At 72.9% G+C, this 11,618-nt stretch carries 11 protein-coding genes; 5 read left to right on the forward strand and 6 right to left on the reverse strand.

Going from position 1 to position 11,618, the window contains the following annotated elements; translation table 11 throughout:
• Positions 1–295 precede the first annotated feature (295 nt).
• Both AMK29_RS29525 and fxsA read left to right on the forward strand, forming a co-directional pair.
• On the forward strand, positions 296–1,072 hold the full coding sequence (locus AMK29_RS29525; protein WP_073818748.1) for a polyprenol monophosphomannose synthase: 777 nt from the start codon (positions 296–298) through the stop codon (positions 1,070–1,072).
• Positions 1,073–1,144: 72 nt separating this feature from the next.
• A complete protein-coding gene (fxsA, locus tag AMK29_RS29530) occupies positions 1,145–1,738 on the forward strand; it encodes an FxsA family membrane protein (protein WP_073818749.1) in 594 nt (197 codons plus the stop codon).
• Between the two features lie 156 nt (positions 1,739–1,894).
• Here fxsA and AMK29_RS29535 read toward each other — a convergent pair whose 3' ends face one another.
• From AMK29_RS29535 to yczE, 4 genes are all read right to left on the reverse strand, one after another.
• Positions 1,895–2,269, reverse strand: a complete 375-nt coding sequence (locus AMK29_RS29535) for an RNA polymerase-binding protein RbpA (RefSeq protein WP_015032218.1) — start codon at positions 2,267–2,269, stop codon at positions 1,895–1,897.
• A 255-nt stretch (positions 2,270–2,524) separates the two neighbouring features.
• Positions 2,525–3,895 (reverse strand): MFS transporter, encoded by a 1,371-nt coding sequence (locus tag AMK29_RS29540; protein ID WP_073818751.1) that lies wholly within the window; start codon positions 3,893–3,895, stop codon positions 2,525–2,527.
• Positions 3,896–3,965: 70 nt separating this feature from the next.
• A complete protein-coding gene (locus tag AMK29_RS29545) occupies positions 3,966–4,730 on the reverse strand; it encodes a glycerophosphodiester phosphodiesterase (RefSeq protein WP_073818754.1) in 765 nt (254 codons plus the stop codon).
• Positions 4,727–5,395: a membrane protein YczE gene (yczE, locus tag AMK29_RS29550; RefSeq protein WP_073818756.1), complete on the reverse strand. Its 669-nt coding sequence runs from the start codon at positions 5,393–5,395 to the stop codon at positions 4,727–4,729. Before yczE ends, AMK29_RS29545 begins: the two co-directional genes overlap by 4 nt.
• 101 nt (positions 5,396–5,496) lie before the next feature.
• Here yczE and AMK29_RS29555 point away from each other — a divergent pair, with 101 nt between their 5' ends.
• Positions 5,497–6,996 carry an SCO1417 family MocR-like transcription factor gene (locus AMK29_RS29555; protein ID WP_073818758.1) on the forward strand — a complete coding sequence of 500 codons (1,500 nt, stop codon included), beginning with the start codon at positions 5,497–5,499 and terminating at the stop codon, positions 6,994–6,996.
• A gap of 234 nt (positions 6,997–7,230) precedes the next feature.
• Here the strand turns inward: AMK29_RS29555 and AMK29_RS29560 are convergent, their stop codons facing one another.
• Positions 7,231–8,856 carry a hypothetical protein gene (locus tag AMK29_RS29560; RefSeq protein ID WP_073818760.1) on the reverse strand — a complete coding sequence of 542 codons (1,626 nt, stop codon included), beginning with the start codon at positions 8,854–8,856 and terminating at the stop codon, positions 7,231–7,233.
• A 34-nt stretch (positions 8,857–8,890) separates the two neighbouring features.
• Entirely contained in the window at positions 8,891–9,085 is a 195-nt protein-coding gene (locus AMK29_RS29565; RefSeq protein WP_015032212.1) for a hypothetical protein, read from the reverse strand.
• Between the two features lie 310 nt (positions 9,086–9,395).
• On the opposite strand from AMK29_RS29565, the gene AMK29_RS29570 reads away from it, so the two are divergent.
• Together AMK29_RS29570 and AMK29_RS29575 are read left to right on the forward strand one after the other, a co-directional pair.
• Positions 9,396–9,788, forward strand: a complete 393-nt coding sequence (locus tag AMK29_RS29570; RefSeq protein WP_073818762.1) for an ankyrin repeat domain-containing protein — start codon at positions 9,396–9,398, stop codon at positions 9,786–9,788.
• A 255-nt stretch (positions 9,789–10,043) separates the two neighbouring features.
• Positions 10,044–11,459, forward strand: coding sequence for a hypothetical protein (locus tag AMK29_RS29575; protein WP_073818765.1), 1,416 nt, complete (start codon positions 10,044–10,046; stop codon positions 11,457–11,459).
• Positions 11,460–11,618 lie beyond the last annotated feature (159 nt).

Raw genomic sequence — 11,618 nt, forward strand, 5'->3', positions numbered from 1 at the left:
GAGGGAAGGTTTCTCCGGCGGAAGGTGCGACCCGGGTGGGGCCCGGACGTTCAGTAGACAACGGCTCTCGGTCGATCCGCAGCCAGCGGATCCCAGGTCGGACCGAAGGACGTCGGGCCCCGCACCGCACCTCCACCGCAGCTCACCGCGCCGGTCCGCCCCGCCCGGCCGCCGAACCGCGCCCTCGGGCCCGCCGGACCGCGCCCCCGCGCCCCCGTCCGGAGACCCGCCGCGGCGGAGCACTCCGAGGACCTCGCTATGGTGGGGGCCTGCGTATGTATCCGAAGGGGCAGTAGTGAACGACGGTGGCCAGAGGCGTTACGGCCCGCTCGGCAAGGCCTTGGTGATCATTCCGACCTACAACGAGGCGGAGAACATCAAGCCGATCGTCGCGCGGGTGCGGGAAGCCGTACCCGAGGCGCACGTTCTCGTCGCCGACGACAACAGCCCTGACGGCACGGGCAAGTTCGCGGACGAGATCGCGTCCGAGGACGACCATGTGCACGTCCTCCACCGCAAGGGCAAGGAGGGGCTGGGCGCCGCCTACCTCGCCGGCTTCCGATGGGGCATCGAGCACGGCTACGACGTCCTCGTCGAGATGGACGCCGACGGCTCCCACCAGCCCGAGGAGCTCCCGCGGCTGCTCACCGCCCTCAAGGGCGCGGACCTGGTGCTCGGCTCCCGCTGGGTGCCGGGCGGCCGCATCGTGAACTGGCCGAAGTCCCGTGAGTTCATCTCCCGCGGCGGCAGCCTCTACTCGCGCGTGATGCTGGACGTCCCGATCCGTGACGTCACCGGCGGCTACCGGGCCTTCCGCAAGGAGACCCTGGAAGGCCTGGGCCTGGAGGACGTGGCCTCCGCCGGCTACTGCTTCCAGGTCGACCTGGCCCGTCGCGCGGTCGCCGCCGGTTTCCATGTCGTCGAGGTGCCGATCACCTTCGTGGAGCGCGAGATCGGCGACTCGAAGATGAGCCGGAACATCGTCGTCGAGGCGCTGTGGCGCGTCACCGGCTGGGGCCTGTCGGCACGGGCCGAGAAGGTCGGCAAGCTGCTCGGCCGCAAGCCTTCCTGACCGTTTGTCGCTCCTGGGCGTCTGATCCGTTCCTTACGACGTTCCGGCACGTCCCCAGGCACACTGGGGACCATGACGACCGGCGCACCGCCTCCTCTCGCCCCGAAGCGCTCACGCGCGCGTACGTTCCTCCCGCTCGGCGTCGCCGCCTGGCTGGTCCTGGAGATCTGGCTGCTCACACTGGTGGCCGGCGCGGCGGGCGGCCTGACCGTCTTCGCCCTGCTCGTCGGCGGCGCCGTGCTCGGTGCCGCCGTCATCAAGCGGGCGGGGCGGCGCGCCTTCCGGAACCTCACCTCGACCTTCCAGCAGGCCCAGGCGGCGGCTCAGGCCGGCGTGATGCCCGAGGCGCCCGACCGGAACGGCTCGGAGGACCGCAACGGCTTCCTGATGCTCGGCGGCCTCCTCCTGATGATCCCCGGCCTGCTCTCGGACGTGGCCGGCCTGCTCCTGCTGATCCCGCCGGTGCGTTCCCTCCTCGGCCGGTACGCGGACCGGGCCGCCGAGCGCCGGATCAGCGCCGCGCCTCCCGGCAGCCTCCAGGACGCCTTCCAGCAGGCGCGCATGCGTCGCCCGGACGGCAAGGTCGTGCAGGGCGAGGTCATCCGTGAGGACGCCTCCAGGGGCCCGCACGGGGCCGACGAGCCCCGGAAGCCCCTGACGCCCTGACCGCGTACCTCCCCGTCGTGCCCCGTCGCCCTCCTCGGCGGCGGGGCTTTCTCGGGGGTGGGGCCTGGCTCGGCGGCAGGGCAGAAGAACGCCGCGGGGCCCGGTACACAGTGTGTGTACCGGGCCCCGCGGCGTGTGTTTCGTCCGGTGGGTCCGCTAGGCGGACTTGCGGCTGTCGCGCGGATGCACGGCGATGTTCATGGCGCCGGATCGGAGGACGGCCAGCCTTTCGGCGAGGACCTCCTCCAGCTCCTCGCGGGTGCGCCGCTCCATGAGCATGTCCCAGTGCGTACGCGCAGGCTTGCCCTTCTTCTCCTCAGGTCCGTCCCCGTCCACCAGGAGTGCCTGGATTCCGCAGACCTTGCACTCCCACTCCGGCGGAATCTCCGCCTCGACCGAGAAGGGCATCTCAAAACGATGTCCCTTCTCGCATGCGTACTCCACCGCCTGGCGCGGGGCCAGATCGATGCCGCGGTCGGTCTCGTAGCTCGTCACCACGAGGCGCGTGCCGCGAAGAGCTCGCTCACTCATGAATCGTGCCTCCCGGGCTTGTCGCCCACAGGACAGGTGTCGCTGTCGTCGTTATCCGGTCAACGTCCGGTCGGCGGTAAAGATTCCCGTGCCGGGTCATGCGTCGCCCGTCGTGCCGCCCCTTGTTGTACCCACCAGTGCCCGTTTTGTCACATCTGACGGCAGAAGTGACCCGGTGTCTTCACCAAAGCAGCACGCAGTAACGGTCCGCCTGGCAGGCCAAACGCGTACACTACCGCCCTTTCACCGCCACGTCTAAATTCGGTCCGGCACGGCGTTCCCCGCGGCCTCCACCGCGCGCCGCACCGGCACCCGGGCGAGCAGGGCGAACCCGACCACGAAGAAGATCACCAGAGAGATGATGGCATCCCGATAGCTCCCGGTCAGCTGATACGCGAGACCGAACACGAGCGGACCGAGCCAACTGAGGCCCCGATCGCTCACCTCGTACGCCGAGAAGTACTCCGCCTCCTTGCCCCGCGGCACCAGGTGCGAGAACAGCGAGCGCGACAGCGCCTGGCTCCCGCCCAGCACCAGCCCGATGGCGGCCGCCAGCGTGAAGAAGAACACGGGCGCGTCGGCGGGCAGGAAGTAGGCCGCCGACAGGATCAGCGTCCAGACCGCGAGCGAGCACAGAATCGTCCGCTTGGCGCCGTACGTCCGGGCGAGTCGCCCCATCCCGAGCGCGCCCGCCACCGCGAGCACCTGGACGAGCAGGACCGCGGTGATGAGCGTGGTCTGGTCGAGCCCCAGCTCCTCCGAGCCGTACAGAGAGGCCTGAGAGATCACCGTCTGCACGCCGTCGTTGTAGACCAGATAGGCGAGGAGGAAGGAGAGCGTCAGCGGATGCCGGCGCATGTCCTTGAGGGTCTCCCGCAGCTGCCGCCAGCCGCTGCCCACCGCGCCCTCGCCCATCCCTTCCCGGCCCTTCGGGGGCATCCGCCGGTCACGCAGCCGCCGCAGCGGCACCAGGGTGAAGGCGCCCCACCACACACCGGCCGAGGCCAGACAGATCCGGACCGCCTCGCCCTCGGTCAGGCCGAAGGAGTCGTGGCCCGAGTAGAGGATCAGATTCAGGACGAGGACCAGGGCGCCCGACGTGTAGCCGAAGGCCCAGCCGCGCGAGGAGACCGAGTCCCGCTCGTCCGGCTCGGCGATCTGCGGCAGATAGGCGTTGTAGAGCACCATGGAGACCGACAGCGAGGCGTTCGCCACGATCAGCAGGAACGCCCCGAGCAGATACCGCTCGCCCGCCAGGAAGAACATCCCCGCCGTGGCCGTCGCCCCCAGGTACGCCGCCGCGGCCAGCAGGGGCTTCTTCCGGCCCGTCCGGTCCGCCACCGCGCCCACCAGCGGCATCACGAGCACCGCGACCACGATCGACGCGGACACGGAGTACGCGAAGAGCGAGCCGGCCCGCACCGGTATCCCGAGCGGGTGCACAAAGCCCTCGGCGTCGGCCGCCGCACGGGCCACCGAGGTCAGATACGGGCCGAGGAACACGGTGACGACGCTCGTCGAGTACACCGAGCAGGCGAAGTCGTAGAAGTACCAGCCCCGCTGTTCCCGCCGGCGCTCGGCGGGACCGGTGGCGTACTCCTCCGGTTCGGTGATTCCAGCGGTCAAGGCCGCGCCCCCTCGTTCGTCCCCGTGATCCGTCCCGGCGATCCGGGCCCGGCGGCACCGGGACGCGCGCTCAGACCCACACACCCCGCTCGGTCAGCACCGAGCGCAGCGTCTCCAGTTGATCGGTCATGATGCCATCGACCCCGAGGTCGAGGAGAGCGTTCATCCGGGCCGGATCGTTCACGGTCCACACGTGGACCTGCAGCCCGCGCGCGTGGGCCTCCCGGACGAAGCGCCGGTCCACCACCGTGATGCCGCCCTGGCGCTCGGGGACCTGCGCCGCGACCGCCCCGGCGCGCACCGCGGCCGGGATGCCGAACGAGCGCAGCCGCAGCCCGAGCACCCCCCGCACCCCGTACGAGGTGGCGAGCCGGGGACCGGCCAGGCGCTGTGCCCGCGCCACCCGGGCCTCGGTGAAGGAGCCCACGCAGACCCGGTCCCAGGCGCCGGTCCTGCCGATCAGGTCCACCAGCGGTTCCAGGGCCGAATCGGCCTTGAGGTCCACGTTCCACCGCGCCTCGGGGAACTCGTCCAGGAGGTCGGCGAAGAGCGGCAGCGGCTCCTTGCCCGCCACCCGGGCCTCGCGCACCGCCGCCCACGGCAGGTCGCGGATCCGGCCCGTCGTGTCCGTGACCCGGTCGAGGGTCGCGTCGTGGAAGGCGACGAGTGCCCCGTCCGCCGTCGTGTGCACATCGGTCTCGAAGTAGCGGTATCCCGCCGCGGCGGCACGGCGGAAGGCGGCCGCGGTGTTCTCCAGGCCGTTCGCCGTGCCGCCGCGATGGGCGAACGGGAGCGGCGAGGGGTGGTCGAGATAGGGGTGGCGTACGCGAGTCACCGCCGCAGTATGACCCCTGCCGGTGTCGCGGTGGCGACCGTGGTGCTGACGGCGTCCGGCTCGGGAACGGCGAACCAGCGAAGGAAGAACTGGGCGAGCGGCCCGATCGCCAGGGCGTAGAGGACCGTGCCGACGCCGACCGAGCCGCCGAGCAGGAAACCGGTGGCGACGACCACCACCTCGATCGCCGTCCGCACCAGCCGGATGGAGCGCCCGGTGACCCGGTGCAGACCCGTCATCAGACCGTCGCGAGGGCCGGGGCCGAAGCGCGCGGCGATGTACAGGCCCGTCGCGAGCCCGTTGAGGACGATGCCGGACACGAGCAGCGGCACCTGCCCGGTGAGGCCGTGGACGTCCGGCACCAGGGCCATGGTGCCGTCGATCGCCAGCCCGATCACGAACACGTTGGAGACGGTGCCGAGACCGGGCCGCTGCCGGATCGGGATCCACAGCAGCAGCACCACCGCGCCGACGACGATCGACACCACACCGATGGTCAGCCCCGTCTTCTCCGCGAGCCCCTGGTCGAGGACGCTCCAGGGCGAGAGGCCGAGACCGCTGCGGACCAGCAGCGCCGCGCTGACCCCGTACAGCGTCAGACCCACGTAGAGCTGGATCAGCCGACGGGTCAGGTGCCGGCCGTGGAGGCCGGAGGCGATGGACAAGGTTTTCCCCCAGGGTGGTGGTGGTGGACTGGCTCATGACACTCTGTGGCGGGGGAACGGATGCCAACCATGGCCAATTCGACGAAGGTGGACTGATTTCGATGGCCCAGTGGACTTCGGCGGTGGGGCCGGCTCAGCTCGCGCGGCAGCTCCAGGCGCAGCAGCAGCGGCCCGCCGGGCCGGGCGCCCGCAAGCCGCCCGCCTACCGCGCGCTCGCCGACGGCATCCGCCTCCTCGTCTTGGAGGGCCGCGTCCCGGTCGCCGCCCGGCTGCCCGCCGAGCGGGAACTCGCCCTCGCGCTCACGGTCAGCCGTACGACGGTGGCGGCGGCCTACGAGGCGCTCCGCGCCGAGGGCTTCCTGGAGTCCCGGCGGGGCGCCGGCAGCTGGACCGCCGTGCCGGCCGGGAACCCGCTGCCCGCGCGCGGCCTCGAACCGCTGCCCCCCGAGGCCCTCGGCTCGATGATCGACCTCGGCTGCGCGGCGCTGCCCGCGCCCGAGCCCTGGCTCACCCGGGGTGTGCAGGGCGCGCTCGAGGAACTGCCTCCGTACGCCCACACCCACGGGGACTACCCGGCCGGGCTGCCCGCGCTGCGGCAGATGCTCGCCGACCGCTACACCGCGCGGGGCATCCCCACGATGCCCGAGCAGATCATGGTCACCACCGGTGCCATGGGCGCCATGGACGCCATCTGTCACCTCTTCGCGGGCCGGGGCGAACGCATCGCCGTGGAGTCCCCCTCGTACGCCAACATCCTCCAGCTGATGCGGGAGGCCGGGGCCCGGCTCGTGCCCGTCGCCATGTCCGAGGGACTCGGCGGCTGGGACCTGAGCCGCTGGCGCCAGGTGCTGCGGGACGCCGCACCCCGTCTCGCGTACGTCGTCGCCGACTTCCACAACCCCACCGGAGCGCTCGCCGACGAGGACCAGCGGCGGCAGCTCGTGGACGCGGCCCGCTCGGCCGGTACGGTCCTCGTCGTCGACGAGACCATGACGGAACTGCGGCTGGACGACGATCTGGAGATGCCCCGGCCGGTCTGTGCCTTCGACCCGGCCGGCTCCACCGTCCTGACGGTCGGCTCGGCCAGCAAGGCCTTCTGGGCGGGCATGCGCATCGGCTGGGTCCGGGCGGCTCCCGACGTCGTCCGTTCCCTGGTGGCCGCGCGCGCGTACGCCGACCTCGGCACCCCCGTCCTCGAACAGCTCGGCGTGAACTGGCTCATGGGTACGGGCGGCTGGGAGGAGGCGGTGAAGCTCCGTCGCGACCAGGCCCGGGAGAACAGGGACGCGCTCGTCGCCGCCGTCCGCAGGGAGCTTCCGGAGTGGGAGTTCTCGGTGCCGCAGGGCGGGCTGACCCTCTGGGTGCGGACCGGCGGCCTCTCCGGCTCCCGGCTCGCCGAGGCGGGCGAGCGGGTCGGCGTCCGCGTCCCCTCCGGCCCGCGCTTCGGTGTCGACGGGGCCTTCGAGGGTTACGTCCGGCTGCCGTTCACGGTCAGCGGCGCGGTGGCCGACGAGGCCGCCGCCCGGCTCGCCGCCGCGGCCCGCCTGGTCGAGTCGGGCGCGGGCGGGGGGACGGAGCCGCCGAGGTCGTTCGTGGCGTAGCACGGCCGCGGGCCCCCCGGGGCGGTCACGCGGAGAGGCCCTGGGCCGGTCACGTGGAAAGCCCCCCCGGGCCGGTCACATGGAGAGCCCCGGGGGGCACGGGAAGAGCTTCCGGGCGTGCACGGGGAGAGCTTCCGGGCTGTTCACGCGAAGAGCTTCCGGGTCCTGTACGCGGAGAGGCCGGTACGGACCCTGGGGTCCGTACCGGCCTCTCCGCGTGCGCGTGGGTGCCGCTCAGCCCTCCGCGGGGACGGGGGCGTGCAGCGGTGCCGGGCCCGGGTCCGGTTCGGAGCGGGGCGCCGGGGCCGGTTCGGGGGCCGAGCCGATGACGGTCCCGACCGCCGCGGCCGTCGCCGGGCGGCGCTCCGGGAGGAGGTCCAGGACGGCCTTCCGGTGCGCCTCGCTCGTCGCGTCGTCGTACGGGTCGGGCGTCGCCGGCACCTGGAGGCGCAGGACCGGGCCGTTGCCCAGGCGCGCGTAGCCGCGGCCCGCCGGGACCTGGGGCGTCGGGGTGGTGTGCGGCTCGGCGCCGAGGACGGCCGCGATCTGCTCCGGGGCGGCGGGGCCGAGCACGATCCGCGCGCGGGTGTGGGTCCGTACCGTCTCGCTGAGCGTCTCCGCGCTGTCGAACTGCTCGGCGACCACCACCGTGACCTGGGCGGCCCGCCCGTGCCGCAGGGGCACCTGGAGCAGCTCCTGCGGGTCGGTGCGGCCGTCGGCCGCGGCGAGGTGGCCGAGGATGCTCGGCCGGTCGACGAGGATCCACAGCGGGCGACGGGTGTCCTCGGGGGCGGGGTGGCCGGCCTGCCGGGCCCGGTTGGCGGCGATCAGGCGCCGCTCGGTCTCGTGCGCCGCCCACTCCAGGCTCGCGAGGGCGCCGGAGAGCCCGCACTCGACGGCGAGGACGCCGTCGCGGCCGGTCAGGCAGGCGTACTCGCCGGTGCCGCCGCCCTCGATGACGAGGACGTCGCCGTGGGAGAGGGCCTGGAGGGCGATGGACCGCAGCAGGGAGGTGGTGCCGCTGCCCGGCTGGCCCACGACGAGCAGGTGCGGCTCGGTGGAGCGGGGCCCGGTGCGCCAGACCACGGCGGGCGCGTCCTCCGTGCCGTCCGCCGCGATCACGGGGACGGTCCGCTGGACGGCGTCGGCATCGGTGAAGCCGAGGACGGTCTCGCCCGGCACGGTGACGAAGCGCTGGGCGGCGATGGTGGTGGACAGGGCGGGCAGCACGCTCATGACGAGCCGGTTGCCCTCCTCGTCCCAGTCGAAGCGGTACTCACGGCCACGCCCCGACTTGGCGTGCAGCAGGTGCTCTACACGCGCGCGTGCGTCGGGCTCGCCGTCGGCGAAGTACGGGGGGTACGCGATCCTCAGCCTGGTGAGCCGCCCGTCCCCGTCGAAGGCGTACTCCGCGAAGACGCCGCTCCAGTCGCCTCCGTGGGCGAAGAGGGGGGCGGGGTCCTCGGGGACCGAGAAGTAGGGCACGAGGGCCTCGTACAGGCCCTTGAGCCGGGCGATCTCCGCGTCGTCGGGTCCGGTCCTGACGACCGGACGCACACGTCCCTTCCACGCGGCCGCGCCCATGAGCGTGACGAGCGCGAGGAGCGGCCCGTACGGCATGAGGGCGATCACCAGGACGCAGGCCGCGACCAGGAACAGCGTGGGACCACGTCGTTCCTTGGGGGTCGCGGCCCACCTGGCGCGCGCGCTCGCGGCCAGCTTCCGCAGACCACGGGAGACCGTGATCAGTGGATGGAGCACGTCGGTGGCGCTGTCGGCGGCCGTGCGCGCGATCTCTCGACTGCGAGCGATCTGTGCGCTGCCGCTGCTCAGAATGCGGGGGAGTGGTCGCCGGGCCACGAAGAACTCCTGAAGTGGAAGGGACGGAGGGGCGTCAGAACTTGATCCCGCCCAGGAGGCCGGCGAGGCTCTGCCCGCCCGCCGTGATGCTCGGGGCGATGGCCGTGCCCGCGAGGTAGAAGCCGAACAGCGCGCTGACGAGGGCGTGCGAGGCCTTCATCCCGTCCTTCTTGAAGAACAGGAAGCAGATGATGCCGAGCAGGACCACGCCTGAGATGGACAGGATCATTTGGTGTTCTCCTGGGTGAGGGGACAGTCACCATGAGTCCTTCCAAGTTCACAGCAAGTATCTATGTGACTAAAGGTGCAATAGAGTGAAAAACGGGTGTTTTCACTTGACCGGAGGACGTCGGACGGGCTGCCGGGTGGCGAAAAGTCCGGCGTGCGCTAGAGGGGATGTCCAGGGGGTGGACTGCCGTGATCTTTGCCTCGGCCGAGCACGGTCATGTCCCCGGACGGGCAGTACCCTGTCGATTCACTCGTACGGCCGCGCTTGCCGTGCACAGGCCCACCACGCAGGAGAGAGGCGGTCCCACCCGATGAGCGAGACTCCGGACCCCGAGGTCATCGAGCTGGCGTCCAAGGTCTTCGACCTCGCGCGCACCGGGGACGCCGACGCGCTGGCCGCCTATGTCGACGCGGGCGTCCCCGCGAACCTCACCAACGACAAGGGCGACTCGCTCGTCATGCTCGCCGCCTACCACGGCCACGCCGCCGCGGTGTCCGCCCTCCTCGCGCGCGGTGCCGACGCCGACCGTGCCAACGACCGCGGCCAGACCCCGCTCGCGGGCGCCGTCTTCAAGGGCGAGGAGGCCGTGATCCGCGCGCTCCTCGACGGCGGCGCGAATCCGGAAGCCGGGACTCCATCCGCCGCCGACACCGCACGCATGTTCGGCAAGATCGAACTCCTTGCGCTCTTCGAAACCAGGTGAACGGGTACTGAACCCCAGGTGAGAGCGGCGTCGTAAATGTGGTCGCGGTGGCGAAATGGGTGGGTCATCATGACGTCGGGCCCGGTCGACCGGGCCATCGACGAGAGGCAGAGGAAGATGGTCACTGGCAAGCGCAGGACGACGGGCGGCCCGACATGTTGCCGCACGGCCTAGGCGTACAGCGATGTACAGCCTGACCCGGGTCATCCCGGTCTCCCCCGGTCGTGTCGACAGCTTGATGTGAGGCGTCTCCCCATGTTCGATCCAGTCATAGCGCCGAGCGGCACCCTGCTCGGCCTGCTGCAGCGGGGCCGCGGCGACGGCACCCTGCACGCGCTCGCCGCGCCACGCGCCGAGGCCCTCGCGGCCCTCAACCACTGCGTTCTCGACGACCCCCGCCACGACTGGCAGGTCGAGAACCGCTCCCTCTACTACGCCCGTCTCTACCTGGACCTCCACGGCGGTCTCGACGAGATCGAGGCGCACCTCCTGGGCGCCGAGGACATCCTCGACACCGAGGAGTCCAGGACCGGGCTGGCGCTCGCCGTCCTCGGGCACCTCGCGTCCTACGGCCGCCAGGACGCCCTGCTCCTGCTCCGCCGTTACGCGGCGACCGGCACGAACTGGGCCTGGGCCCTCGACGAGCTGGCGCTCCGCGACGACGACGCCGGACTCCGCGCGCTCGCCGCCCCCGTACTGGCCCGCTTCCCGGCCGACGCGGAGGGCGACGCCGAGCTGGCCCGTGTCGTGCGGGACGCCTTCGAGCCCCGCCCGTGGCGCCTGTGGGCCGAGGACCAGCGCGACGCCGTCGGCGCCCGGGTCAGGGCCGCCCAGGAACAGGGCTCCTTCGACCGCTGGCAGCGCCAGATGCGCCCCGCCGGGCCCCGCCCCGGATGGAGCGTGCGGGCCGTCCTCGACTGGGCGCAGGAGGGGTACGAGCGCGGAGCCGTGCTCTACGGCCCCGCCGCCCGCTGCCTGGCCGCCGTCGCCGGACCCGAGGACCGGCCCGAACTCCTCGCCGCCGCCAGGCACGGCGCCGTGGGCGCCCGGGGTGCCGCCCTGCACCACCTCGCCGCGTCACGGGACCCCGCCGTCCTCGACCTCGTCGAGGCCGCCGCCGACGGCGACTCCGGCGAGGTCGCCGACGCGGCCGTCGCCGCCTACCGGCGCATGTGCGGCGAGGACGCGGTCGCCCGCGCCCGCGCGTGGGTCCGCAGGACCGACGCCCTCGGCGCCGCCGCCGCCGACGTGCTCGCCTGCCGCGGCACCGCCCAGGACTCCCCCTCCGTCCTCGGCGCGCTCCGCGACACCATCCGCTCCCAAGGCCCCGACTCGCCCGCGCTCGCCGGGCTCGTCGACGGCGCCGGACGCCTCGGCATCGCCTGTGCGGCACCCGTGCTCCGCCACGTCTACCGCGAGACGGCCTCCTCCCAGCTACGCGGGCGCGTGGCCGTCGCCCTCGCCGCCACCGACCCCACCTTCCCGACCGGCTTCGCCGTCGAATGCCTCTGGGACTGCGAGGAGACCACCCGCGAGGTCGCGGCCCAGCACGCCGAGACCGGAGACGTACGCGTCGCCGAACGACTGCGCCGTCTCGCCGCCGACCCGGCCGAGGAGGTCGAGGTCCAGACAGCGGTCCGCAACCGGATAGGCCCGGACCTCCAGGTCTGACCCCGGCCACCCCCGCCCCCGGGGCGGCGCGGCCCCCGGCGGAGCACCCGCCGAGCGAGGCCCCGCCCCGGGGGATCGGGAACCCCGGACCGCCCGGGCGGACCCCGAAGCGCCGGGGCGGGGGCACGTGGCCGAGCCGCCCGGCGGCCCGCGCGGGAC

Origin of the sequence: Streptomyces sp. CB02261, assembly GCF_001905665.1 — a bacterium.
GTDB lineage: Bacteria > Actinomycetota > Actinomycetes > Streptomycetales > Streptomycetaceae > Streptomyces.